We start from the raw sequence: 24,357 nt of genomic DNA on the forward strand, positions 1-24,357 counted from the left end.
CGCGGGCTTTTTTCTTACAGCGTGTCGATGAAGCTGCGCAGCTTGTCGCTGCGGCTCGGGTGCTTGAGCTTGCGCAGCGCCTTGGCCTCGATCTGGCGGATGCGTTCGCGCGTCACGTCGAACTGCTTGCCGACTTCTTCCAACGTGTGGTCGGTCGACATCTCGATGCCGAAGCGCATGCGCAGCACCTTGGCTTCGCGCGGGGTCAGCGAGTCCAGGATGTCCTTGACCACGTCGCGCAGGCCGGCCTGCATGGCGGCATCGATGGGTGCGGTGTTGGCGCTGTCCTCGATGAAATCGCCCAGGTGGCTGTCGTCGTCGTCGCCGATCGGCGTTTCCATGGAGATCGGCTCCTTGGCGATCTTCATGATCTTGCGGATCTTGTCTTCCGGGATCTCCATGCGCTCGGCCAGGATGGACGCATCGGGCTCGAAGCCGAACTCCTGCAAGTGCTGGCGGCTGATGCGGTTCATCTTGTTGATGGTCTCGATCATGTGCACCGGGATCCGGATGGTGCGCGCCTGGTCCGCGATGGACCGGGTGATCGCCTGGCGGATCCACCACGTGGCGTAGGTCGAGAATTTGTAGCCGCGGCGGTACTCGAACTTGTCCACGGCCTTCATGAGGCCGATGTTGCCTTCCTGGATCAGGTCCAGGAACTGCAGACCGCGGTTGGTGTACTTCTTGGCGATGGAGATCACGAGGCGCAGGTTGGCCTCGATCATTTCCTTCTTGGCATCGCGCGACGAGGCCTCGCCTTCGTTCATGCGCTTGTTGATGTCCTTGAGCTCGTCCAGCGGCACGACGACCTGGGACTGGATGTCCATCAGCTTTTGCTGCAGGTCCTGCACCGGCGGGATGTTGCGGCCCATGATCGCGGCCCAGGGCTTGTTCGAGGCGGCCTGCTTCTCGATCCACTTCAAGTCCAGCAGGTGCGAGGCGACCTTGTGGCCCATCTTGTCGCGGCCGCTGAACTCGGCGATGAACTGCTCCTGCGGATAGCCGCACTTGTCCACGATGATGCGGCGCAGCTCGCGCTCCTTCTTGCGCACGTCATCGACCTGGCCGCGCAGCAGGTCGCACAGCTTCTCGATGGTCTTGGCCGTGAAGCGGATGGTCATCAGCTCCTCGCTGACGGCCGCCTGGGCCTTCAGGTAGTTGGCCGAGCCGTAGCCCTCCTTGTCGTAGATCTTGTGGACCTTCTCGAACAGCTCGCGCAGGCGGTCGAAGCGCGACAGGGCCTCGTTCTTGAGTTCCTCCAGCTTCTTGGTCAGCGCCTTGGAGCCGCCCTTGCCGTCGTCGTCGTCGGCCGCGTCGAACTCGTCGAAGTCTTCCTCGGCCACATAGTCGTCGGCCTCGTTGGGGTTGGAGAAACCGTCGACGATGGTCGAGATGACGACCTTGCCTTCACGGATCTCCTCGCCCAGACGGAACACCTCGGCCAGCGTGGCGGGGCTGGCGCTGATGGCTTCCATCATGCGCATGAGGCCGCCTTCGATGCGCTTGGCGATCTCGATTTCGCCTTCGCGCGTGAGCAGCTCGACCGTGCCCATCTCGCGCATGTACATGCGCACCGGGTCGGTGGTGCGGCCGAATTCGCTGTCCACGGTGGACAGGGCGGCTTCGGCGGCTTCCTCGGCTTCCTCTTCGGTCGAGCCGGTCGGCGCGTTGTCGGTGATGATCATCGACTCGGCGTCCGGCGTCTGCTCGTAGACGGCCACGCCCAGGTCGTTCAGCGTGGCGATCACGACTTCCAGCGTCTCGGCGTCGACCAGCTTGTCGGGCAGGTGGTCGGAGATCTCGCCGTGCGTGAGGTAGCCGCGCGTCTTGCCCAGCTTGATCAGGGCCTTCAGGCGCTGGCGGCGCTTGGCCATGTCCTCTTCGGACAGCACCGTCTCGTCCAGACCGAATTCCTTCATCAAGGCCCGTTCCTTGGCCTTGCTGATCTTCATGCGCAGCGGCTTGACCTTCTCGACCGGTGCGTCGGCGGCGGCCACGGGCGCCGCGGGCTCTTCCGCGAACTCTTCCTCGATGTCGGACAGGTCGTCTGCGACATCGTCCTCGTCCATGCTCTTGGGCGCGGCCTTCTTGGCAGCGGCAGGCTTCTTGGCCGCAGCGGCGCCGGCAGCCTTGGGCGGCCGGCCGGGCTTCTTCTTGGTCACGGTCTCATCGGCCGTGGCCGCAGCTGCGGCGGCGGTCTTGGGGGTCTTTTCCGAGGCGGGTGTCTTGGATGCGGGCACAGTCAGAGCTTTCGTAGGGGACTTGGCGGCGGCCTTCGCTTTGGGCGTCGGCTTGGCAGCAGCCTTTGCGGCAGGTGGGGACACGGACTTCTTGACCGGCTTCTCGGACTTCTGGCTTGGCATGGATACACCTCGACACACGAAAAACGCAAAGGGCAAGCGCCGCGGGAAACCCGGCGCGGGGGCGATGGGACCGGCCTTTCCGTCAGGACAGAACGGCCCATGGGCAAGATGTGGGGGCGATCATTTGGAATGCAGCCCTTGCGATGAGATTGGCCGGTCGTGCGCGTGTTGGCATCGGTTGGCCGGGCTCGGAGGTACTGCTGTCGCTCTTGCCGCGAGAACCCTAGATTATAGCCGACGCGGCGGATTTCAAGCCGCCAGAGATTTCTTGAGCGCCAGTTGCTGCAGGATGAGCTCGCGTTCGCGGCCGATGCGCTCCGGGTCGGAGGCTGGCAGCGTCTGCAGGTACTTGAGTTCTTCGGCGATCACGTCGCGGTGCAGCCGGGTCAATGTGGCCCGCACATCGGCCAGCGGCACGTCCTCGATGTCGAAGACCTTGCCCAGGGGCTGCATGTTGTCCTGCGCGACCAGCTTGCGCGCTTCGGGCTCGAAGGACTGGCCCTGCACGCCGACGTCCAGTGCCGCCCAGGGCTGGGCGCCGTGCTCGTGCACCTGCTGGTCGACCCAGCGGAACAGCTCGCCATAGGGGCCTTCGAGCGCGCAGAGCAGGTCGTGGTCTGCATGCGTGAGGCTGTCCCAGAGCAGCGTGTTGCGCAGCAGCAGCATGGCGACATGGCTGGCATGGGCCTGCAGCGCGGGGCGGCTGGCGCTGCGGCCGCGGCTGGGGCGGGGCCGCGATGCTTCGTCCCTGCTGGCCGGGCGGCGGCGCGGCTTGGGCGCATCGGGCGCGGCCCGGGGTTCCCAGAGTTCGGAGAGTTCGCGCGCGTCCAGTTGCACGAGGTCGGCCAGGTCGCCGAGCAGCTGGCGCTTGAGCGCACCGTCGGGCAACTGCGCCCAGAGCGGCTTGGCGTTGCTGGCCAGGTGGGCGCGGCCCTCGGCGCTGCCCAGGTCGCAGCCTTCGCGCGCCACGTCCACGAGGAAGCGCGACAGCGGCACGGCCTCGCCCACACTGAGCGAGAAGGCCTCGGTGCCGTGCGCGCGGATGTAGCTGTCCGGGTCGTGCTCGGCCGGCAGGAACAGGAATTTCACGCTGCGCACGTCGCTGGCATAGGGCAGGGCGCCTTCGAGCGCCTTGCGCGCGGCGCGCCGGCCGGCGGCGTCACCGTCGAAGCTGAACACCACGGCGTCAGTGAAGCGGAACAGCTTTTGCACATGGTCGGGCGTGCAGGCCGTACCCAGCGTGGCCACGGCGTTCGGAAAGCCGTGCTGGGCCAGCGCCACCACGTCCATGTAGCCCTCGGTCACGAGCACGTAGCCCATGTCGCGCAGGGCCTCGCGCGCCTCGTACAGGCCATAGAGCTCGCGGCCCTTGCTGAACACCGGGGTTTCGGGCGAGTTCAGGTACTTGGGCTTCTCGTCGCCGAGCACGCGGCCGCCGAAGGCGATGCATTCGCCCTTGACGTTGCGGATCGGGAACATGAGCCGGTCGCGGAAGCGGTCGTAGCGCTTGCCGTCCTCGCTGTCCTCGTGGTGGATCACGAGGCCGCTGTCCACCAGCAGCGCGTCGTCGTAGTGCGGGAACACGCTGGCCAGATTGCGCCAGCCCTCGGGCGCATAGCCCAGGCCGAAGCGCTTGGCGATCTGGCCCGACAGGCCACGCCCCTTGCAGTAGTCGATCGCGCGTGGCGACTGGCGCAGCGCCTTGCGCCAGGCCTCGCCGGCCTTCTCCAGCACGTCGGTCAGCGTGGCCTGGCGCTCGCGCTGCTCGGCGGCGCGCTGGCGTTCCTGCGGCGTGCTGTCGTCGTCGGGCACGGCCATGCCGACCTGCTGGGCCAGGTCCTGCACGGCCTCGCGGAAGCCTGCGCCGGTGTGCTCCATCAAGAAGCCGATGGCGTTGCCGTTCTTGCCGCAGCCGAAGCAGTGGAAGAACTGCTTGCTGGGGCTGACCGTGAACGAGGGCGACTTCTCGCCGTGGAAGGGGCACAGGCCCAGGAAGTTGGCACCGCCCTTCTTGAGCTGCACGTACCGGCCCACCACCTCGACCACGTCGACGCGGGCGAGGAGTTCCTGGACGAACGACTGCGGAATGGCCACGGGGCGAGCTTACACAGGCGGCGGCCTGTCCATCGGCGAAAGGTCAGCGCGGCGCCAGGCGGATGGCGCCGTCCAGGCGGATCACCTCGCCGTTGAGCATGTCGTTCTCGAAGATGTGGATGGCCAGGCGCGCGTAGTCGGCGGGCGTGCCCAGACGGGAGGGGAAGGGCACGCTGGCGGCCAGCGCGTCCTGCACCTCCTGCGGCATGCCGAACAGCATGGGCGTGCCGAAGATGCCGGGGGCGATGGTCATGTTCCGGATGCCGGTCTTGGCCAGGTCGCGCGCGATCGGCAGCGTCATGCCGACCACACCGCCCTTGGACGCGCTGTAGGCGGCCTGGCCGATCTGGCCGTCGTAGGCCGCCACCGAGGCGGTGGAGATCAGCACGCCGCGCTCGCCCGTGGCCTCTGGCGCGTTCTTGCCCATGGCCTCGGCCGCGAGCCGGATCATGTTGAAGCTGCCCAGCAGGTTGACCATCAGCGTCTTCTGGAAGGTCGCCAGGCCATGGGCGCCGTTCTTGCCCACGGTCTTCTCGGCCGGCGCGATGCCGGCGCAGTTCACCAGCCCCATGAGCTTGCCCAGCTCCACGGCCTTGGCCACGGCGGCCTGGCCATCGACCTCCTGGCTCACGTCGCAGCGCACGAAGGCGCCGCCGATCTCGCGGGCCAGGGCCTCGCCCTTGTCGGCCTGCAGATCGGCCACGACCACGCGGCCGCCCTTGGCGGCCAGCGCCCTCGCTGTTCCTTCGCCCAGACCCGACGCGCCGCCCGTGACGATGAAGACCTTGCCTGCGATGTCCATGTGTGCTCCTTTGGTGGTTTGACGTTGACGTAAACGTCAATTATGGCGCCCGCCCAACGACAAGGGCCGCCCGGAGGCGGCCCTTGCGCGGTGCGCAGGCGGCTACTTGAAGCCCACCCGGTCCAGCATCTGCTGCACCTTCAACTGGTGTGCGCCGACCTGGCCGATCGGGATCGTCTCGGCCTTGAAGCCGTTGGGCACCATGGCCGCCAGCGCCGGGTTGTCGACCTTCACACCCTTGGCGGTCGGCCATTCGTTGTTTCCGTTGGCAAAGTAGTTCTGGGCCTCGGGGCTGGCCAGGTATTCCAGCAGCTTGATGGCGTTGTCGCGGTTCTTGGCGTACTTCGCCACCGCGCCGCCGGCGATGTTCAGGTGCGTGCCCCAACTGCTCTGGTTGGGAAATACCACGCCCACGCGCTCGGCCACGGTGCGGTCGGCCGGGTTGGTCGAGCGCATCAGGCGCGCCAGGTAGTAGCTGTTGGTGACGCCCACGCCGCACTCGCCGGACGCCACGCCCTTGATCTGGTCGGTGTCGCCGCCCTTGGGGTCGCGCGCCAGGTTGGCCACGATGCCCTTGAGCCATTCCTCGGCCCGCGTCTCGCCCATGTGTTCCGTGACCGCGCCGAACAGGCTCAGGTTGTAGGGATGCGAGCCCGAGCGGATGCAGATCTTGCCCTTGAGCGCAGGCGAGGCCAGCTTCTCGTAGGTGTCGACATCGCTGGCCTTCAGCGTGGCCTTGTCGTAGACGATCACGCGGGCACGCGTGGAAAAGCCCCACCAGGAGATGCCGCCATCGGCCGCCGGCTGCGAACGCAGGTTGGACGGGATCGCGTCTTCCAGCAGCTTGGAGCGGATCGGCTGGAACAGGCCGTCGACCTCGCCGCGGTACAGCCGGGCCGCGTCCACCAGCAGGATCACGTCGGCTGGCGAGGCCGTGCCCTCGGCCTTCAGGCGGGCGATGATGTCCGCGTCGCCCGCGTCCACGCGGTTGATCTTGATGCCGGTGGCCTTCGTGAAATTGCTGTACAGCGCTTCGTCGGTGGCGTAGTGGCGGGCCGAGTACAGGTTCACGACCTGGTCCTGCGCGAGCGCGGTGCCGGCTGCCAGCAGCAGCGCAGCCAGGGAAATGGCTCTCTTCAACATGAAGCTTCCTGGAACGATGGGAGGCGGCGATGGTAAGGCCAACGCGAATCGTTCTCGAAAATCCCCGGCACAAAAAAAGGCCCCGCACAGCGGGGCCCTTGAAGGGGTTCCTGAATCCCGATGAATTCGAAGAAACCCGAGGAGACAACTCGCGGGAGCCGGCTGCGCCGGTCTCCCAGAACAACGAATCAACGCTTCTTGGCAGCGGCGGTGGCCGTCTTGCCGGCGTTCACGGCCGAGGTGGCGACCGCGTTGAAGTTGGCTTCGGCCACGTCGCTGGCTTGCTTGACGGCCTTTTGTACGGATTCCAGGGCGTTGGTGCCGGCGGCCACAGCGCTCTTGAACACGGCCACGGCGGTCTCGGAACCGGCGGGGGCGTTCTTGGCGGCGCTGTCCACGGCCGACAGGAACTTCTTCTGCACGTCGCTGGCCTGGGCTTCGAAGGCCTTGCCGAACTCGGCGCCCGTGCCTTGGGCGATTTCGTAGACATGGCGGCTGTAAGCGGCGGTCTTCTCGGCCAGCGGCTGCAGCAGGCTGGCTTGCAGGGCCAGCAGCTCTTGCGCGTCCTTGACCGACAGGGCAGCCTGGGCGGTGTCGGCGGCTTCGGCCAGGGCGGCCTTGGAAGCGGTGACGTTCAGTTCAACCAGCTTCTCGACGCCTTCGAAGGCCTTCGAGGTCAGGCCGAACAGCAGGTCGAAGTTGGCTTTGTGGGTGGCAACGATTTGGTCAGCGGTCAGCATATGAATCTCCAGTTTGAAAATGTGCGGGATCTTTGCTGCTCTCCCGCCTCATCCGTTGATGTTGCAGTGCAGCATGGAACGAATTATAGGGACGCACTGCGGCGGTGCAAGCCTTTTTTGCTGCATTGCAACAATCTAGAGGGCGGCTTCTAAACCGGCCCGTGCTTGACGACCCCGCTGGCAGAATGCCGCGATGCCAGCCACCCCCGCCGCCGCACCGGCCCGCGCCCAGCCGCGTGGGCGCGAAGACTTCCGGGTGTTCCGCCCGATCACCACCCGCTGGGCCGACAACGATGCCTACGGCCACGTCAACAACGTCGTCTACTACAGCTGGTTTGACACGGCCGTGAACGCGTACCTGATCGAGCAGGGCGCGCTGGACGTCGAGCGCAGTCCCACCATCGGCCTGGTGGTGGAGACGCAGTGCCAATACTTTGCCCCGCTGGCCTTTCCCCAGACCATTGAAGCCGGCCTGCGCGTGGCGCGACTGGGCGGGAGCAGCGTGCGCTACGAGGTGGGCCTGTTCGCGCAGGGCGCGCCGCAGACGGCCGCCCATGGCCATTTCGTGCATGTGTACGTGGACCGGGAAAGCCGCCGGCCCGTGCCGGTGCCCGAAGCGTTGCGCAGCGTGCTTGCACCGCTGCTGTGAAACGGGTTCGGGCCGGCCGGGTGCAACCCCGACCGGCCCGAACGGGCCTGCCGCACGCCATCGCGTGCCAACCAGGCCACCAGCGGCGTGCAATCAGCTGCGCTTGGCGTCGGCCATGGCGGCCACGTGGGCGGCCTTGGCGTCCTTCATGCACACGTCCTTGGTGTTGCCTGCGAGCGCATCGCACTTCTGCTTGGCCGTGTCGTAGGCGGCATCGGCCTTGGCCTCGACGACCTTGGCCGTCGCCTTGGCGCTGGGCTTGTACTGCGCGTCGAGCTCGGCCTTGGCAACCTTCTCCTTGCCCTTGGCCTCGCTCTGGCACACGTCCTTGGCATTGCCGGCCAGCCCATCGCAGCGCTGCTTGTCGGCCTTGTACTCGGCCTCGATGCGGTCTTCGGCGGCCTTGTACTCGTCGCGCGTCATGGCGCTGGCGTGCGATGCGAAGGTGAAGGTCATGGCGACACCCAGGGCGGTCAGGGCGTGCTTGATGGTGGTGGCTTGCATGGCGGTACTCCTCGGTGTGTGGCTTTGCTTTGGAGAAGGGGATTCAGACAGACTTCTCGAAGAAGAAGTCAGGGTTGCGGCTTTCCCAGTCGCGCACCTGGCGCTCGGCTTCGTCGCGGGCGACGCCGTGGCGTTCCTGGATGCGGCCCAGCAGCTGTTCGCGACGCCCTTCGATCACGTCGAGGTCGTCGTTCGTGAGCTTGCCCCATTGCTCCTGGACCTTGCCCTTGAACTGCTTCCAGTTGCCTTCCAGCTTGTCGTTGTTCATGTGCTCTCTCCTTGTGAAACCGTCCGTCGCGGGCTGCTCTGGACGTGGAGTCACTGTAGGCAGGGTGGGGGCCGCAGGCGGTAGGACGCGCCGGTCTGCCTGCGTAGGCCTGAAAGCCTTGCGCCCTGCAGAAAAAGCCGCCTGGCGCCCCTGCGACAATGCGCTGTCATCACCCTGAAGCATTGAGCCGGAGACAAGCCCGCGCGGCGCGCCAACCATGATCCTCAGCAGCCTTCTCGACACCGACCTGTACAAGTTCACGATGATGCAGGTGGTGCTGCACCAGTTCCCGGGCGCGCAGGTGGAGTACCGCTTCAAGTGCCGCAACAGCATTGCGCTGGCCCCGTATGTGAACGAGATCCGCGAGGAGATCCGCCACCTGTGCACGCTGCGCTTCCAGGACGCCGAACTCAACTACCTGCGTTCGCTGCGCTTCATCAAGAGCGACTTCATCGACTTCCTGGGCCTGTTCAAGCTCAACGAGAAGTACATCGAGGTCCAGCCGCTCGCTTCGGGCGACATCGAGATCTCGATCCGCGGGCCCTGGCTGCACACCATCCTGTTCGAGATCCCGGTGCTGGCCATCGTCAACGAGGTCTATTTCCGCAACACCGGCGCCGGTGCGCGCCTGGCCCAGGGCCGCGAGCGGCTGGACCGCAAGATCGCGCAGCTGCAGGCCGAGGGCCTGGCCGACCTCAAGATCGCCGACTACGGCACGCGCCGGCGCTTCTCCAAGACCTGGCACGAGGAGGTGCTGCGGCGCCTGGCCGATCGCCTGGGCACGGGCCCGCACGGCCAGCTGGCTGGCACCAGCAATGTGCTGTACGCGATGAAGCTGGGCCTGACGCCGCTCGGCACCGTGGCGCACGAGTACCTGCAGGCCTGCCAGGCGCTCGGCCCGCGGCTGCGCGACAGCCAGGTGTTCGCGTTCGACTCCTGGGCCAAGGAGTACCGCGGCGACCTGGGCATCGCCCTGTCCGACGTGTACGGCATGAGTGCCTTCCTGCGCGACTTCGACATGTACTTCTGCAAGCTGTTCGACGGCGCGCGCCACGACAGCGGCGACCCCTTCACCTGGGGCGAGCGGCTGATCGAGCACTACCGCCAGAACCGCGTGGACCCGCACACCAAGACGCTGATCTTCAGCGACGGACTCACGGTCCCGCGCACCATCGAGCTCTACCAGCGCTTCCGCGGCCGCTGCCAACTGGCCTTCGGCATCGGCACCAACCTCACGAACGACCTGGGCGATGCGCCCGCGCATGTGCCGCTGCAGATCGTCATCAAGATGGTGCGCTGCAACGGCCAGCCCGTGGCCAAGCTGTCGGACACGCCGTCCAAGAACATGTGCGACGACGAGAAGTACCTGGCCTACCTGCGCCAGGTGTTCGAGATCGAGCCGCCCGCCGTATGAGCGGCCGCACTGGGCGCACGCTGGCAGGCGTGCTGGGGCTGGCTGCGCCGCTGGCCGGATGGGCTGCAGAGATCGATGGACGCGCCCTGTCGGCCTGGTGGGGGCTGCCGTTCGCCGGCGTGCTGCTGTCGATCGCGCTGTTCCCGCTGTTCGCCATGCGCATCTGGCACCACCATTACGGCAAGATCACGGCGGCCTGGGCACTGGCCTTCTTCGTGCCCTTCGTGTGGGTGTTCGGGCCGGGCCTGGCCGGTGCCAGCCTGGTCCATGCGCTGCTGGCCGAGTACATCCCCTTCATCGTGCTGCTCACCGCGCTGTTCGCGGTGGCCGGCGGCATCTACATCCGCGGCAACCTGCACGGCAGCCCGGCGCTGAACACCGCCATTTTGGCCATCGGCGCCGTGCTGGCCAGCTTCATGGGCACGACGGGCGCCTCCATGCTGCTGATCCGCCCGCTGGTCCGCGCCAACGACAACCGCCGGCACAAGGCCCATGTGGTCGTCTTCTTCATCTTCATCGTCTCCAACATCGGCGGCTCGCTGACGCCGCTGGGCGACCCGCCGCTGTTCCTGGGTTTCCTCAAGGGCGTGGAGTTCTTCTGGACGCTGCGCAACATCCTGCCCGAGACGGCGTTCATGCTGGCCTGCCTGCTGGTGCTGTTCTATGGCCTGGACAGCTGGTACTACCGGCGCGAAGGCGTGCTGCCGGTCGATCCCACGCCGGACACGCAGCGCCTGGGCTTCGACGGGAGCATCAACTTCGTGCTGCTGCTCGTGGTGGTCGGCCTGGTGCTCATGAGCGGCCTGTGGCAATCGCCGGTGGTGTTCGACGTGGCCGGCACACCGTTGCCCTTGCCTTCGCTGGTGCGCGACATCGGCCTCATCGGGGTGACGCTGCTCTCGCTCAAGCTCACCGCTGCCAAGGTGCATGCCGACAACCAGTTCTCCTGGGGCCCGATGGCCGAGGTGGCCAAGCTGTTCGCGGGCATCTTCCTGACCATCATCCCCGTCATCGCGATGCTGCGTGCCGGCACCGACGGCCCCTTCGGTGCCGTGGTGCGTGCCGTGACCGGGCCGGACGGTCAGCCGTTGCCCGCCATGTACTTCTGGGCCACGGGCGTGCTGAGCTCGTTCCTCGACAACGCGCCGACCTACCTGGTGTTCTTCAACACCGCCGGGGGCGATCCGCAGCAGCTCATGACCACGCTGGCGCCCACGCTGGCCGCGGTTTCGGCCGGTGCCGTGTTCATGGGCGCCAACTCCTACATCGGCAACGCGCCCAACCTCATGGTCAAGGCGATTGCCGAGGAGCGCGGCGTGGCCATGCCCAGCTTCTTCGGCTACATGGCCTGGTCCTGTGCCGTGCTGGTGCCGCTGTTCGTCGTGCTCACGTTCATCTTCTTCGTCTGAAAGGCGCCCATCCATGTCCAAGCCCTCCGTCCTCGTCGCCCGTGCCGTGTTCCCCGAAGTGCTGGCCCGGCTGGCCGAGCATTTCGAGGTCAGCGACAACCAGGCCGACGCGAGCTGGAGCGCCGACGAACTGGCGGCCCGCCTGGCCGGCAAGCAGGGCGTGTTCACGACGGCCAGCGAGCGCATCGACGCGACCCTGCTGGCGCGCTGCCCCGATCTCAAGATTGCTGCCAACATGGCGGTGGGCTACAACAATTTCGACCTCGACGCCATGAGCGCGCGCGGCGTGCTGGCCACCAACGCGCCCGACGTGCTGACCGAGACCACGGCCGACTTCGGCTTCGCGCTGCTGATGGCCACGGCCCGGCGCATCGCCGAGAGCGAGCATTACCTGCGCGCCGGCCAATGGACGAAGTGGAGCTACGACCTCTTCGCCGGCAGCGACGTGCACGGCGCCACGCTCGGCATCCTGGGCATGGGCCGCATCGGGCAGGGCATTGCCAGGCGCGGCGCCCATGGCTTCGGCATGAACGTGGTCTACCACAACCGTTCGCGCCTCGCGCCTGAACTCGAGGCCGAGTGCAAGGCCCGCTACGTCAGCAAGGAAGAGCTGCTGCGCCAGGCCGACCACCTGGTGCTGGTGCTGCCGTACTCGCCTGCTTCGCACCACGCCATCGGCGCGGCCGAACTCGCGCAGATGAAGCCCACGGCCACGCTCATCAACATCGCGCGCGGCGGCATCGTCGACGACACCGCACTGGCCCAGGCGCTCAAGGACAGGCGCATCGCCGCCGCCGGCCTGGACGTGTTCGAGGGCGAGCCCTCGGTGCACCCGGGTCTCCTGAGCGTGCCCAACGTGGTGTTGACCCCGCACATCGCCAGCGCCAGCGTGCCCACACGCCTGGCCATGGCCAATCTCGCGGCCGACAACCTGATCGGCTACCTCGTGCACGGCAAACCCTTGACACCCTTGAACGCCGCCGCCCTGCATGCCTGAACTTCCGCTCGCCACCTGGCTGCTGCTGGGCCTGGCAGCGCTCAACGTGGTGCTGCTCGTGCTGCTGCTGAGCCGGCCGACCTCCCGCGCGGCCGAATTCGATGACCTGGTGCGCGCCCACACCGAGCGCACCGAACGCAACCTGCGCCAGGAGCTGACCGACGGCGCACGCGGCAGCCGCCAGGAAAGCGCTCAGGCGCTCGCCAGCTTCCAGCGCACGCTGCTGGCCCAGGGGGCCGAGGCCACGCGCACGCAGAACGCCCAGATCGACGCGCTGGCCCAGCAGCTGGCACTGCTGCAGAAGTCGCTGGCCGACACGCTGGCCCAGCAGCTCATGGGCCTGTCGGAGTCCAACGCCCGGCGCCTGGCCGAAGTGCGCGCCACCATGGAAACGCAACTGGCCCAGCTGCAGGCCAGCAATGCCGGCAAGCTCGACGAGATGCGCCGCACTGTGGACGAGAAGTTGCAGAGCACGCTGGAGACGCGCCTGGGCGAGAGCTTCCGCCAGGTGGCCGAGCGGCTGGAGCAGGTCTACAAGGGCCTGGGCGAGATGCAGACCCTGGCCCAGGGCGTGGGCGACCTCAAGCACCTGCTCAGCAATGTGAAGACGCGCGGCATGTTCGGCGAGGCGCAGCTGGCCGCGCTCTTGGAGCAGGTGTTCGCGCCCGAGCAGTACGCGGCCCAGGTCGCCACGCGGCCCGGCCAGCGCCATGCGGTGGACTTCGCCGTGCGCCTGCCCGGCCGCGGCGACGACGGCGCGCCGGTCTGGCTGCCGATCGACGCCAAGTTCCCCAACGAGGACTACGAACGCCTGCTCGACGCGCAGCAGCGCGCCGATGCGCCGGCTGTAGAGCAGGCTGCGCGTGCGCTGGAAGGCCGCATCCGGCTGGAAGCCCGGTCGATCTCCGACAAGTACGTGGAGCCGCCGCACACCACCGACTTCGCGATCCTGTTCCTGCCCACCGAGGGCCTCTACGCCGAGGTGCTGCGCCGGCCCGGCCTGGTCGAAGCCCTGCAGCGCGAGCACCGCATCACGCTGGCTGGTCCCACCACCTTGCTGGCCATGCTCAACGCGCTGCAGATGGGCTTTCGCACGCTGGCGCTGGAAAAGCGCAGCAGCGAGGTCTGGCAGGTGCTGGGTGCCGTCAAGAGCGAGTTCCAGAAGTTCGGCGGCGTGCTGGCCGACGTGCGGCGCCAGACCCAGACCGTGCTCAACACGCTGGACAAGGCGCAGACCCGCAGCAACGTGCTGACGCGGCGCCTGCGCGACGTGGAGGCCTTGCCCGGCACCCAGGCGCTGCTGGCCGAGGACGACGAGGCCGACGCATGACGGGCCGCGAACTGCTGCGCCTGATCGGGGCCCAGGTCTGCCTGCACGCCACCATGGCCGGCATGCGCCTGGCCACGCCGCTGCTGGCACTGCAGCAGGGCCACAGCCCGGCGGCCGTCGGCGTGCTGATCGCGCTGTTCGCGTTGACCCAGGTGTTCCTCGCGCTACCGGCTGGCCGCTTCGCCGACCGCCATGGCCTGAAGCTGCCGATTACCCTGTCGGCGGTGGCGGCCTCGGGCGGCGTGCTGCTGGCTCTGGTGTGGCCCAGCTTCATGGCCATGTGCGTGGCCGCACTCATGACAGGCGGCGCCACCGGCGCCACCGTGATCGCGCTGCAGCGCCACGTGGGCCGCTCCGCGCACGACACCAGCGAACTCAAGCGCGTGTTCAGCTGGCTGGCCATCGCGCCGGCGGCTGCCAACTTCCTTGGGCCCTTCGCGGCGGGCCTGCTGATCGACCATGCCGGGCGCGCGCCTGCGGACCTGCTGGCCTTCCGCGTGAGCTTCTTCGCGCTAGCGCTGCTGCCGCTGGCCAGCTGGCTGCTGGTGCGCCGCGCCCAGGAGCAGCCGCCGAGCCCGCCGCCCGCGGGCGCGGCCCCCACGCGCGCCTGGGATTTGCTGCGCGCGCCCATGTTCCGCCGCCTGCTGTTCGTGAACTGGCTGCAGTCCTCCAGCTGGGATGTGCATTCCTTCGTGCTGCCGGTGCTGGGCCACGAGCGCGGCCTGAGCGCCGCCGTGATCGGCACGCTGCTGGGCGCCTTCGCCATCGCCGCCGCGCTGGTGCGCGTGCTGCTGCCCGTGATCGCGGCGCGCGTGGCCGAGCGGCATGTGATCTTCACCTCCACCGTGGTCACGGCGGCGGTGTTCGCGGTCTACCCGCTGCTGTACTCGCCCTGGTCCATGGGCGCCTGCTCGGTGGTGCTGGGCCTGGCCCTGGGGGCTGTGCAGCCCATGGTCATGAGCCTGTTGCACCAGATCACGCCGCCGCACCGCCAGGGCGAGGCGCTGGGCCTGCGGCTCATGACCATCAATGCCTCCAGCGTGGCCATGCCCATGCTGTTCGGCACGGTCGGCGTGCTGATCGGCATCGGCGGGGTGTTCTGGATCGTCGGCGGCATGCTCGCGCTGGGCGGGCGCGCTGTGCTGCGCCTACAGATCGTGCCCGGCGATCACAAGGCGTAGAAGGCCTGGATCGCGGCCCAGGCGTCCTCGGGCTGGTCCACGTAGCTGAACAGCTTGAGGTCGTCGGGCGAGATCGCGCCTTCCTCGATCAGCACCTCGAAGTTCAGCAGCCGCTTCCAGTAGTTGGAGCCGAACAGCACGATGGGCACGGCCTTGGCCTTGCCGGTCTGCACCAGCGTGAGCACCTCGAACAGTTCGTCCAGCGTGCCGAAGCCGCCCGGGAAGGCCACCAGCGCCTTGGCACGCATCATGAAGTGCATCTTGCGCAGCGCGAAGTAGTGGAACTTGAAGGACAGGCTGGGCGTGATGAAGCGGTTGCCGCTCTGCTCGTGCGGCAGCGCGATGTTCAGGCCCACGTTGGCCGCGCCGGCCTCGTGCGCGCCGCGGTTGGCCGCTTCCATGATGCCGGGGCCGCCGCCGGTACAGATCACCAGGCGTTCGGCCGCGGGGCGGCTGGCGCTGTCGCGGGCCACCAGTTCGGCGAAGCGGCGGGCCTGGTCGTAGTAGCGGGCGTTGCGCATGCGGCGTTCGGCCAGTTGGAGTGCCTTGTCGTCGCCGCTGCTGCGCGCCTCGGCCAGTTCCAGTTCGGCCTGCTCGGGCGCCGGGAAGCGCGCACTGCCGAACACCACGATGGTGTTTTCAATGCCCTGGGCCTGCTGCTCCAGGTCGGGTTTGAGCATCTCCAGCTGGAAGCGGATGCCGCGCGTCTCGCGGCGCAGCAGGAATTCGGGGTCGGCGAAGGCGAGCCGGTAGGCATCGGCCTGCAGCGGCTGGCCCTGGTCCGCGGAGGCCTGCAACTGGGCCCAGGCGGTGGCCACGTCCACATTGCGCTTGTCGAGGGTGTCGGTGTTTTCCATTTGGAAGCATTTTGCAGGCAAAGCATGAACCCTCGGGTTTCTCGACTGGCCTGGAGCGGCGCCCGTGTCCTACGCCCGCATCGGTTCGTGCCGACAGGCCCGGGCCGCCCGCCCGACCATGATGGACCCAGGCCGCAGCGGCAGTGCCGCAGGCCTTCCACCAACCTGTCAGGAAAGGACATCCACCATGAACAAGAACCAAGTTTCCGGCCGCGTCGAACAAGCCAAGGGCGCCGTCAAGGAAGTCGCGGGCAAGGCCGTGGGCAATGCCAGCCTGCAAGCCGAGGGCAACGTGCAGAAGAACATGGGCAAGGCCGAGAAGCATTTCGGCGACGCCCGCGAGCATGCCAAGGACAAGGCCAAGGACGCCGTGGACAAGCTGTGAGGAGCCCAGCATGAAGACCAAGCAACTCTCCCTGCGCGCAGCCGGCCTGCTGGCTGCCAGCGCGCTGACACTGGGCCTGGCGGCCTGCGGTGAGCGCGTGGACACCGCCGGCGCCCAGCCGACCGAACCGACCGTGGGCCAGCGCGTGGACTCGGCCGCGGAGCGCACCGCCACCGCCGCCGGCAACATGGCGCAGAACGTCGAGCGCAAGGTCGACGATGCCGCCATCACAGCCTCGGTCAACGCCAGCCTGGCCAAGGACCCGGACCTCTCGGCCATGAAGATCAACGTGGACACCAAGTCCGGCGTGGTCACGTTGAATGGCCCGGCACCCACGGCCGCAGCCAAGGACCGCGCGACCAGCCTGGCCCAGGCCGTGGACGGCGTGGCCGGCGTCAACAACAACCTGGAAGTGCGCGCGGGCTGATCTCCATCCCCACCGCACAGAGGAGCCGCTTTCGAGCGGCTCCTTTTTTTTGTGCCGTGCGCCGCATGGGCGCTTAAAGTCGGGCGCGATGCGCATCCTGCTGACCTCCGACCTGCACTACAAACTGCGCCAGTACGACTGGTTGTTCCAGAGGGCGGCGGACTTCGATGCGGTGGTGGTGGCAGGCGACCACCTGGACGTGGTGTCCGCCGTGCCGGCCGAGGTGCAGGTGGCCGCGTTGTCGACCACGCTGGCGCGGCTGTCGGCCCTGGTGCCGGTGCTGGCGTGCTCGGGCAACCACGACCTCAACACCCGCAATGCCGCCGGCGAGAAGACGGCCGACTGGCTCGATGGCCTGCGTGGCCCGCGGCTGGCGGTGGATGGCGACAGCGTCTGCATTGGCGGCACGCTGTTCACGGTCTGTCCCTGGTGGGATGGCCCGCATGCGCAGGACGCCGTGCGCCGGCAACTGGAGGCCGCCGCGCTGCGCCGCGGCGAGGCCGCCGCGGGGCGCTGGGTCTGGGTCTACCACGCCCCGCCCGAGGGCGGCCTCAGCTGGACCGGCCGGCGCCACTACGGCGATCCCTTGCTGCCCGAGTTGGTCGGCCGCCTGCGCCCCAGCGCCGTGCTCTGCGGTCACATCCACGAAGCCCCGTTCAAGGCCGGCGGTGCCTGGGCCGAGCGCATCGGCGGCACCTGGTTGTTCAATGCGGGCCGGCAGATCGGCGATGTGCCTGCGCGCATCGAGATCGACCTCGCGGCCGGCACCGCCACCTGGATCTCGCTGGCCGGCGTGGAAACGCGGGCTTTGGAACAGCTTCAGTAATCTGGCACGTCGGCGCGCTCGGAGCCCGGCGCGTGCGGCGGCCTGGGCTGCTGCTCCATGAGGCGCGCCAGCACCTGGTCCATCAGCGCCAGGTGCGTGCCGGTGCCCGCGTACTGCTGCTGCAGGTCGACCAGATAGGCCGTGACGGTCTGCAGCCGGCGCGCCAGCAACTGGGCAATGGCCAGCGTGAGGGCCGGGTCGCTGCGCACCGCCGCGCCAGCGGGGTGAATGACCTGCACCAGGCTGTCGCTGGCGGCGATCACGCTCGCGCTGGCCGGCGTGTCCAGCAGCGGCCCGATCTCGCCCAGGAAGGCGCCGGGTTCGCGCACCTGCACGATGCGCACGCCGGCACGCACGATGTCGAATGCGCCCTGGCGCAAGACGTAGAGGTGGTCGCTGCGCTCGGCTTCCCGGATCAGCATGGTGCCGGCCGGAACCGCACGCTCGGGCCAGGGGCTGGCCGTGGGAGAGGGATAGGACATGGCCCCGATTCTGGGGCCGGCGCGCGGGCGGGTCTATGCCGGCGTGGCCTCGGGCTGGGCATCGGCCTCAAGAGCTGCGCCGGCCTGGGCGATCACGTCGTGCACGAAGCGCAGCTTGCGCAGCGCCTGCTCGCTGAGCGCGAACGGGTAGGCATCGTCCTGGCCCAGGCTGCGGTTCAGGCTGTTGAGCAGCAGCGTGACCGGGACCCATTGCGCGATCCATTCGTCGAAGCTGCTGCGGCCCTCCTGGAACGGATCGGCCGGGCGGCTGGGCTGCGCGCCCTCGGCGCTGGGCAGCACGATGCGCGTGCGGTAGGAGGCCGCGGTCTCCAGCAGGTCCACCATGTGCAGATAGTGGGCCCAGGTCTCGGCCCAGTCCTCCCAGGGGTGGGCCGCCGCGTAGGCGCTCACGAAGCCCGGCCGCCAGTCGGGCTTGCCGTCGCCGGCCGCATAGTGGGCCTGCAGAGCCTGCATGTAGTCCTGGCTCTCGTCGCCGAACAGCGCGCGGAAGTCGGCCAGGCGCTGCGGATGGTCGCGCACCAGCTGGTCCCAGTAGTAGTGGCCCGACTCGTGGCGCAGGTGGCCCAGCAGGGTGCGGTAGGGCTCGAACAGCTGCACGCGGCGGCGCACGCGCTCGTCGTCGTCGGCCTCGGCCACATTCAGCGTGATCACGCCGGCGGCATGGCCGGTCATGACCGGTGCCTGGCCGGGCAGGTCGGCCATGAACTGGTAGATGGGGCCTTCCTTGGCGCGCGGGTCCGCCAGGCCCAGGCGCAGCAGGGTGTAGAGCAGGCGCCGCTTGGCCGTCTCGATGCGGATCCAGCGCGGCACGTTCTCGGGCACCGACAGGTCGGGCAGGATGCGCGTCTGCCGGCAGGACATGCACAGCGGGTTGGGGTCGTCGGACGCGACCGTGAAGTTGCAGGCCTGGTAGCGCGTCTGGTTCTGGCACAGCCGGTACTGCGGCGTGCTGCCCTCGTCGGTGCTGCGCGGCTGCCACAGCGGATCGGCTTGCGGCGCCTGAGGGTCCGGCGGCGTGGCCGGCGCGGGGCCAGCCACGGGCTCGATGGCCGTGACAGCCATGCGCTCGGGCACGAAGGCCAGCGCACTGCCGCACTGCAGGCATTGCACGTTCTCGAAGAACACCGGATGACCACAGTGGTCGCAACTGAAGATCTGCATGGAATGCCTTGTTGGCCGTCTCGCGAAAAACGGGCGCACACCCGTGGTGTGCGCCCGTTCAGCCTCGGGTCTGCCGAGTGCCGCTCAGGGGCGCACGGCCAGCGTGTTGCGCACGTCGCGCACGCCCTTGACCTCGCGCGCCAGGCGCTCGGCCTGGCTGCGTTCGGCGCCGGACTTGGCGAAGCCGGACAGGTTGACGGTGCCGTTCAGCGTCTGGACGTTGATGGCGCCGGCGTCCACGGTCTTGTCTTCGACGAACTTGGCTTTCACCGCGGTGGTGATGGCCGCGTCGTCGACGTAGGCGCCCATGGTCTGCTGATCGCGCACGACGGCGCAGCCGGTGATGGTGGCCGCGCTCAGGGCGGCGACGAGGATGAGGGTGATGGGGCGGAAGGTGCGCATGGTTGGCTCCTGTGGTTTGTTGTGGTGCGGAACAGTGGCGGCGACAGGTTGCACGAGGCCTGGCGCCGGTCTCACGCAGCGCCCGTGCGGTGGCCAGGCGCCACCGCTGCGGTCGTGCGCGGGATTTCCTCCTCGCGGGGATCGGCATCCGCGCCCTGCGGCGCGGCGACGAACGAGCGTGCCGTGGCCTTCAGGTCGGACGATTTCATGAGGGCGAAGGCCACACCGGTCAGTGGCAGCAGGTGCCACACGCGCAGCAGTGCCAGCGCAGCACCGGCCCCGGCAGCGATGCCGACCAGCCGGTAGGGCTTGTCCTCGGCGTAGTCCTGCAGGGCGGGCCGGGCGAAATCGATGGCGTTGTGCATCGGGTGCGAATGCCACCAGACGCGGGCCGCGCGGCGCATGCGCGGCAGCATGCCCTGCTGGTGTGCCGCCTCCGGATCCTCGGGCGGCAGGCCGGGGCGGCGGCGGCGCGCGAGCTGGCGCGCCAGCGCGTTGCGGGTCATCTCGAGCCGCTCGCGCGGCGTGGGCTCGCTGGCCAGTTCAATGGTGTCCATGGCCACCTTCTCCTGCGGTACGCAACAGGCCGATGTCGGCCGCCATCTGCCGGCGCAACTCTGCGAAGCGCTCGCCGGGCGAGGGACGCCGGCTGGCCAGCAAGGCCGCCAGCGTGATCAAGAGGGCGACGCCCGGCACCGCCGCCAGGCCCCAGTGGAACTGCCCGTGCAGCAAGCCCAGCATGGCGGCCACGCCGGCCAGCAGCACGAACATCAGGCCGAACACGCCCGCCACGGCCAGTGCCAGCGCGCGCAGCTTGAGGTCGCGGCCGGTGGCCGCGGCCTCCTCGCTGGCCAGGGCCAGGTAGGCCGACAGGTGGTCGACCACGAGGTCGGGCCGGGAGACCACGGTGGAGAAGATGGGATGCAGCATCGTCGTGGTGGGGTGCAGCGTGGAAAGGGCAGGGCGTGCGGCTCAGTAGCTGCGGTGCGCGTTCTCGCGGCGCTTGCGCGCGCTGCTCGCGGTGACCATCGCCAGCGCGGCGATCACGGCACCCGCGGCGGCGGCGATCAGGATGGCGCGAACGGGCTGGTCGGCCACGTAGCGCTCGGTGACGGCCGCGCATTGGCGCAGCGTCTGCTGTGCGCGTGCGCCGGTCTGCGATGCGAGGTCCAGGCTGCGGTGCGCAAGCTTCTGCGCGTTGCTGGCAATGTCCTCCAGCGCGGGGTCGATGCGGCCGCGCGCCCTGCGCACCGCGCCGTCGGCGCTGTCCAGCGCATGCTGGGCCAGGTCGCGGGTGGAGTCGACCGCTTCGTGCGCCGACTGCAGCACCCGGTCGGAGAGGTGGCGGGTCATCTGGTCGGCGTCGCGGGCCAGCCCGTTGTGCGTGCGGAAGTTCATTGCAGTTTCCTTGTGTTCGTTGGGGCAAAAGACAGGAGGACCGGCGTGCCTGGTGCTCTGGCTGGGCGGCGTCGCCGGTGGCGTGTGGTGGCTAATTGCGCCGCACCATGCTCACGACAAAGCCCACGATGGCCATGACGGCGAAGATGAAGAACAGGATCTTGGCGATCTCGACGGCTCCGGCTGCGATGCCGCCGAAGCCGAAGACGGCAGCGATCAGCGCAATCACCAGGAAAACGACCGAGTAGTGCAGCATGACGGACTCCTTGTGGCTGTGGATCAAGACCATCGTTGTGGTCTGGTCGCAAGCGTACGGAGCGCGGGGCGGACTGCCGATCAGCGGCCAGCGGCTCGCACCGTCGGTTGCAGTGCGCTGCCTGCGTAGGAGGGTGCCGACCCCGCAGGCCGGCGGTGGCTCAGGTGTCGGCGCGCGGCACCTGCGTGCGCAGTGGCAGCGTGGCGGAAATGCGCGTGCCCTGGCCCGCGGTGGAGTGGATGGCCAAGCGTCCGCCGGCGGCCTCGACACGGTGGCGCATGCCGGCCAGGCCGTGGCTGGCCGCCGGGGCCGTGCGGCTGGTGTCGAAGCCCTGGCCGTCGTCTTCGACCTCCACAGTCACATGGTTGCCGTAGTTCTGCACGCTCACGTGCACCTGCTGGGCCCGCGCGTACTTGCCGATGTTGGTCAGCGACTCCTGCACCAGCCGGTAGACGGTGAGCTGCGCAGCCTCGTCGAGTTCGACCGGCTCCAGGCTGGTCGTGACCGACAGCACCGAACGCTCGCCGAATTCGCGCGCCAGGATCTCCAGGGAGGTGACCAGCCCGAGGTTGGTCAGCGAAGACGGCCGCAGGTCTTCGATGATGCGGCGCTTCAGCGCGATGCCGCTGTTGAGCGTGTCGGTCAGGTGCTGGATGCGCTGCTGGGCATCGGGCGAGTCCGCGCCCAGGCGCGACTTGAGGCGCGCCACGTCGAGCTTGGCGGCCGTCAGCAGCGCGCCGAGCTCGTCGTGCAGCTCACGCGCGAGGTGGCCGCGCTCGCGCTCGCGCACCTCCTGCAGGTGGGTGGCCAGCTCGGCCAGGCTGGCCGTGCGTTCCTTGACCTGCTGGCCCAGCAGGTCGCGCTCGCGCTGCAGGTCTTCCTGCACACGCTGGTCCACGGCCTGCAACCGCCGCGTCTGGCGCAGGTACATGTAGAAGGCCAGCAGGCCCACCATGGCCACCAGCGCGATGCCGATGCGCGAGAGCTGCAGCGCCTGGGTGATCTGCGCCTCGCCCGCCGCCTGGCGCAGCAGCGCCACCTGCAGCAACTGCGCGGACTGCTCGCGGATCGCGTTCATGTGCTCCTGGCCGACGTCGGTGCTGAGCACGAACTTCCAGGCGTCCTCGTGGCCCTGCTTGCGCAGGCGCACGCTGACGTCCATCTCGGCCAGCTTGCGCTGCACGTTGCGCGAGAGCTCGGCGAACAGCTCCAGCTCGCGCGGGTGCTGCAGGTACAGGCCGCGCAGCGCGTCCAGGTTCTGCGCGATGACCGAGGTGGCGCTTTCGTAGGGTTCGAGGTAGCGCGCGTCGCCGGTCAGCAGGTAGCCACGCTGGCCGGTCTCGGCGTCCAGCATGTGCTGCAAGAGCTGGGTGACGCCGCTGCGCGTCTGCTGCACCTGCGTCATGCTGGACAGCGCGGCCATGGACCGGCTGTGGCCGGTCTCGTTGATCGCGATCAGCACCGCCGCGGCGAGGATCGCCAGCGGCAGACTGATCGCCATCGTCGGAATGGACAGCCAGCGCGGACGTGCGAAGCGCGGCACGCGTCAGCCCCCCGCGCTCAGGCGCGCGACGAATGCTCGACGCAAAAATCGATCAGCGCATCGATCTCGTTGGATTTGTCGAACACCGCATCGACGCCCAGCTGGGCGCACCGCTTGCGGATGTCGGGCGTGGCGTAGTTGGAGAGCACCACGAGCTTCTGACCCGGTGCACGGTCCTTGCAGGCGTGCAGGATGCCGAGGCCGCTGCCTTGCTTCAAGAACAGGTCGATGATGGCGAGATCCCATTGCCGGCCATTCTCGGTGAGCCAGGCCTTGCCCTCGTTCTCGGTCTCGGCGCTGCCCACCGCCTGGATGTTCGCCAGTTCCTCCAGGGTCGCGACGAGGTTCTCGCGGATGGTGGGGTTGTCTTCGACGATGTAGGTTCTGAGCGGCACGGCGTTTGGGGTTCTGGCCGCGGGCAGGGGGATCACCCGCGCTCGAAAGATTGTGCCAGCGTGCCCTGGACCGGCGCGTAGGAGCTTGCCTACACATCGGTAGTTCCGGCGCCCGGGTATACACCCGGTTTCCTCACACCCGCCCGATGATGGAGGCGGTCGCCATCAATTCTTCGAGTAGCGCCAGCGAGACCTTGCCCGACACCGCATAGGGGTCGAGCTCGGCCCGCTCCGAGTACTTGAGCAAGATGGCATGGTTGAGCCGGTTCAGGTTGACCTGGCCCATGGTCCAGCCGCCGAAGCGCCGCTCGCTGATCTCTTCGAAGTGCAGCAACGCGACATCCTTGTGGCGCGAATCCTTCTGGATATGGCCGAACAGTTCGCTCACGGCCATGCGGCCGCCTTCGATGGCCTGCAGGAAGATGCCGCCGCCATAGCACAGGATGCCCGTGATGCCGCAGCTCGGGTTGTGTTCGCGGGCCTGGGTCAGGATGGCTTCGATGGCGCCGGGGCTGGTGTCCACGGCACGGCTGGCATAGAGCAAACGGACGAGCATGGGCGGCCTTCAGGACTTGCGTTGGGGGATGAGGGCCAGGAACTCGCGCCGCAGGTTCGGGTCCTTGAGGAACACGCCGCGCATGACCGAGTTGATCATCTTGCTGTCCATGTCCTTCACGCCGCGCCAGGCCATGCAGTAGTGGCTGGCCTCCATCACGATGGCCAGGCCGTCGGGCTGGGTCTTGTCCATGATGAGGTCGGCCAGCTGCACCACGGCCTCTTCCTGGATCTGCGGGCGGCCCATGATCCACTCGGCCAGCCGCGCATACTTGGACAGGCCGATCACGTTGGTGTGCTCGTTGGGCATCACGCCGATCCAGACGCGGCCGATGACGGGACAAAAGTGGTGCGAGCAGGCGCTGCGCACCGTGATCGGGCCCACGATCATGAGCTCGTTCAAATGCTCGGCGTTCGGGAACTCGGTGATGCTGGGGGCCTTGACGTAGCGGCCGCGGAACACCTCGTTGACATACATCTTGGCCACGCGGCGCGCGGTGTTGTCGGTGTTGTGGTCGCGCTCGGTGTCGATGACCATGCTGGAGAGCACGCCCTCCATCTTCTGCGTCACCTCGTCGAGCAACTGCTCGAGTTCGCCGGGCTCGATGAACTCGGCGATGTTGTCGTTGGCATTGAAGCGCTTCTTGGCCGCGTTCAGGCGTTCGCGGATCTTCACCGAGACGGGCGTGCCCTCGTCGTCGGCGGTGGTCGTGGTGGTGGGGGACAGCGCTGCTGCGCCTGGCGGGTGCATGAGC

Annotated in this window: 27 protein-coding genes and 1 pseudogene; 9 read left to right on the forward strand and 19 right to left on the reverse strand. The window is 68.2% G+C overall.

Annotated features, from left to right (window positions below; translation table 11 throughout):
- Positions 1 to 14: 14 nt before the first annotated feature.
- The 5 genes from rpoD to ASF45_RS26520 all read right to left on the reverse strand — a co-directional run bounded on the left by rpoD (position 15) and on the right by ASF45_RS26520 (position 7,142).
- Positions 15 to 2,363 (reverse strand): RNA polymerase sigma factor RpoD, encoded by a 2,349-nt coding sequence (gene rpoD / locus ASF45_RS26500; protein WP_056670588.1) that lies wholly within the window; start codon positions 2,361 to 2,363, stop codon positions 15 to 17.
- Positions 2,364 to 2,612: 249 nt separating this feature from the next.
- Positions 2,613 to 4,457, reverse strand: a complete 1,845-nt coding sequence (gene dnaG / locus ASF45_RS26505; protein ID WP_056670591.1) for a DNA primase — start codon at positions 4,455 to 4,457, stop codon at positions 2,613 to 2,615.
- Between the two features lie 43 nt (positions 4,458 to 4,500).
- On the reverse strand, positions 4,501 to 5,259 hold the full coding sequence (locus ASF45_RS26510) for a 3-hydroxyacyl-CoA dehydrogenase (RefSeq protein ID WP_056670594.1): 759 nt from the start codon (positions 5,257 to 5,259) through the stop codon (positions 4,501 to 4,503).
- A gap of 102 nt (positions 5,260 to 5,361) precedes the next feature.
- The gene (locus ASF45_RS26515; RefSeq protein WP_056670598.1) at positions 5,362 to 6,402 is read right to left on the reverse strand and encodes an extracellular solute-binding protein; all 1,041 of its coding nucleotides are present in this window, start codon (positions 6,400 to 6,402) and stop codon (positions 5,362 to 5,364) included.
- A 188-nt stretch (positions 6,403 to 6,590) separates the two neighbouring features.
- A complete protein-coding gene (locus tag ASF45_RS26520; protein WP_056670601.1) occupies positions 6,591 to 7,142 on the reverse strand; it encodes a phasin family protein in 552 nt (183 codons plus the stop codon).
- A 193-nt stretch (positions 7,143 to 7,335) separates the two neighbouring features.
- Between ASF45_RS26520 and ASF45_RS26525 the strand changes: the two genes are divergently transcribed.
- Positions 7,336 to 7,791 carry a thioesterase family protein gene (locus ASF45_RS26525; protein ID WP_056670604.1) on the forward strand — a complete coding sequence of 152 codons (456 nt, stop codon included), beginning with the start codon at positions 7,336 to 7,338 and terminating at the stop codon, positions 7,789 to 7,791.
- Between the two features lie 102 nt (positions 7,792 to 7,893).
- Here the strand turns inward: ASF45_RS26525 and ASF45_RS26530 are convergent.
- Together ASF45_RS26530 and ASF45_RS26535 are read right to left on the reverse strand one after the other, a co-directional pair.
- Positions 7,894 to 8,247 (reverse strand): annotated as a pseudogene (locus ASF45_RS26530) (hypothetical protein); the annotation flags it as partial.
- Positions 8,248 to 8,338: 91 nt separating this feature from the next.
- Entirely contained in the window at positions 8,339 to 8,563 is a 225-nt protein-coding gene (locus ASF45_RS26535) for a CsbD family protein (protein ID WP_056670607.1), read from the reverse strand.
- A 217-nt stretch (positions 8,564 to 8,780) separates the two neighbouring features.
- Between ASF45_RS26535 and pncB the strand changes: the two genes are divergently transcribed.
- Genes pncB through ASF45_RS26560 form a run of 5 tightly spaced genes read left to right on the forward strand, consistent with a single transcriptional unit; the run spans position 8,781 to position 14,894 of the window.
- Positions 8,781 to 9,977, forward strand: a complete 1,197-nt coding sequence (gene pncB / locus ASF45_RS26540) for a nicotinate phosphoribosyltransferase (protein ID WP_056670610.1) — start codon at positions 8,781 to 8,783, stop codon at positions 9,975 to 9,977.
- Positions 9,974 to 11,386: a sodium:proton antiporter gene (locus ASF45_RS26545; RefSeq protein WP_056670613.1), complete on the forward strand. Its 1,413-nt coding sequence runs from the start codon at positions 9,974 to 9,976 to the stop codon at positions 11,384 to 11,386. The genes pncB and ASF45_RS26545 overlap by 4 nt, the downstream gene beginning before the upstream one ends.
- Before the next feature lie 13 nt (positions 11,387 to 11,399).
- Positions 11,400 to 12,383, forward strand: a complete 984-nt coding sequence (locus tag ASF45_RS26550; protein WP_056670615.1) for a D-glycerate dehydrogenase — start codon at positions 11,400 to 11,402, stop codon at positions 12,381 to 12,383.
- A complete protein-coding gene (locus ASF45_RS26555; RefSeq protein WP_056670618.1) occupies positions 12,376 to 13,713 on the forward strand; it encodes a DNA recombination protein RmuC in 1,338 nt (445 codons plus the stop codon). The genes ASF45_RS26550 and ASF45_RS26555 overlap by 8 nt, the downstream gene beginning before the upstream one ends.
- A complete protein-coding gene (locus ASF45_RS26560) occupies positions 13,710 to 14,894 on the forward strand; it encodes an MFS transporter (protein ID WP_056670621.1) in 1,185 nt (394 codons plus the stop codon). Before ASF45_RS26555 ends, ASF45_RS26560 begins: the two co-directional genes overlap by 4 nt.
- On the opposite strand, the gene ASF45_RS26565 is transcribed toward ASF45_RS26560, so the two are convergent.
- Entirely contained in the window at positions 14,882 to 15,751 is an 870-nt protein-coding gene (locus ASF45_RS26565) for a TIGR00730 family Rossman fold protein (RefSeq protein ID WP_056670624.1), read from the reverse strand. The genes ASF45_RS26560 and ASF45_RS26565 overlap by 13 nt on opposite strands.
- A gap of 187 nt (positions 15,752 to 15,938) precedes the next feature.
- Here ASF45_RS26565 and ASF45_RS26570 point away from each other — a divergent pair, with 187 nt between their 5' ends.
- The 3 genes from ASF45_RS26570 (at position 15,939) to ASF45_RS26580 (ending at position 17,389) form a co-directional block, all read left to right on the forward strand.
- Complete coding sequence (locus ASF45_RS26570; protein ID WP_056670627.1) at positions 15,939 to 16,136, forward strand: CsbD family protein; 198 nt, start codon at positions 15,939 to 15,941, stop codon at positions 16,134 to 16,136.
- Positions 16,137 to 16,146: 10 nt separating this feature from the next.
- On the forward strand, positions 16,147 to 16,563 hold the full coding sequence (locus tag ASF45_RS26575; RefSeq protein WP_056670630.1) for a BON domain-containing protein: 417 nt from the start codon (positions 16,147 to 16,149) through the stop codon (positions 16,561 to 16,563).
- Between the two features lie 88 nt (positions 16,564 to 16,651).
- Complete coding sequence (locus tag ASF45_RS26580; protein ID WP_056670633.1) at positions 16,652 to 17,389, forward strand: metallophosphoesterase; 738 nt, start codon at positions 16,652 to 16,654, stop codon at positions 17,387 to 17,389.
- Here ASF45_RS26580 and ASF45_RS26585 read toward each other — a convergent pair.
- From ASF45_RS26585 to folE, 11 genes are all read right to left on the reverse strand, one after another.
- Positions 17,383 to 17,871 carry a Crp/Fnr family transcriptional regulator gene (locus ASF45_RS26585; RefSeq protein WP_063887792.1) on the reverse strand — a complete coding sequence of 163 codons (489 nt, stop codon included), beginning with the start codon at positions 17,869 to 17,871 and terminating at the stop codon, positions 17,383 to 17,385. The two genes, ASF45_RS26580 and ASF45_RS26585, sit on opposite strands and share 7 nt — an antisense overlap.
- Positions 17,872 to 17,904: 33 nt before the next feature.
- Entirely contained in the window at positions 17,905 to 19,053 is a 1,149-nt protein-coding gene (locus ASF45_RS26590; RefSeq protein ID WP_056670638.1) for a putative zinc-binding metallopeptidase, read from the reverse strand.
- 84 nt (positions 19,054 to 19,137) lie between these two features.
- A complete protein-coding gene (locus ASF45_RS26595; protein WP_056670641.1) occupies positions 19,138 to 19,455 on the reverse strand; it encodes a BON domain-containing protein in 318 nt (105 codons plus the stop codon).
- 71 nt (positions 19,456 to 19,526) lie between these two features.
- Entirely contained in the window at positions 19,527 to 20,012 is a 486-nt protein-coding gene (locus ASF45_RS26600; RefSeq protein WP_056670643.1) for a hypothetical protein, read from the reverse strand.
- Entirely contained in the window at positions 19,999 to 20,385 is a 387-nt protein-coding gene (locus ASF45_RS26605; RefSeq protein ID WP_056670646.1) for a hypothetical protein, read from the reverse strand. Before ASF45_RS26605 ends, ASF45_RS26600 begins: the two co-directional genes overlap by 14 nt.
- A gap of 42 nt (positions 20,386 to 20,427) precedes the next feature.
- A complete protein-coding gene (locus tag ASF45_RS26610) occupies positions 20,428 to 20,853 on the reverse strand; it encodes a hypothetical protein (RefSeq protein WP_056670649.1) in 426 nt (141 codons plus the stop codon).
- A 91-nt stretch (positions 20,854 to 20,944) separates the two neighbouring features.
- Positions 20,945 to 21,109, reverse strand: coding sequence for a DUF1328 domain-containing protein (locus ASF45_RS26615; protein WP_082524985.1), 165 nt, complete (start codon positions 21,107 to 21,109; stop codon positions 20,945 to 20,947).
- A gap of 160 nt (positions 21,110 to 21,269) precedes the next feature.
- Positions 21,270 to 22,610 carry a CHASE3 domain-containing protein gene (locus tag ASF45_RS26620; protein ID WP_056670954.1) on the reverse strand — a complete coding sequence of 447 codons (1,341 nt, stop codon included), beginning with the start codon at positions 22,608 to 22,610 and terminating at the stop codon, positions 21,270 to 21,272.
- A gap of 59 nt (positions 22,611 to 22,669) precedes the next feature.
- Positions 22,670 to 23,047: a response regulator gene (locus tag ASF45_RS26625; RefSeq protein ID WP_056670655.1), complete on the reverse strand. Its 378-nt coding sequence runs from the start codon at positions 23,045 to 23,047 to the stop codon at positions 22,670 to 22,672.
- A gap of 133 nt (positions 23,048 to 23,180) precedes the next feature.
- Positions 23,181 to 23,603, reverse strand: coding sequence for a BLUF domain-containing protein (locus tag ASF45_RS26630; protein WP_056670658.1), 423 nt, complete (start codon positions 23,601 to 23,603; stop codon positions 23,181 to 23,183).
- Between the two features lie 9 nt (positions 23,604 to 23,612).
- Entirely contained in the window at positions 23,613 to 24,353 is a 741-nt protein-coding gene (folE, locus tag ASF45_RS26635) for a GTP cyclohydrolase I (protein WP_056670957.1), read from the reverse strand.
- Between the last annotated feature and the right edge of the window lie 4 nt (positions 24,354 to 24,357).

This window comes from Pseudorhodoferax sp. Leaf265 (assembly GCF_001422365.1).
In the GTDB taxonomy this organism is placed as follows: domain Bacteria; phylum Pseudomonadota; class Gammaproteobacteria; order Burkholderiales; family Burkholderiaceae_C; genus Pseudorhodoferax.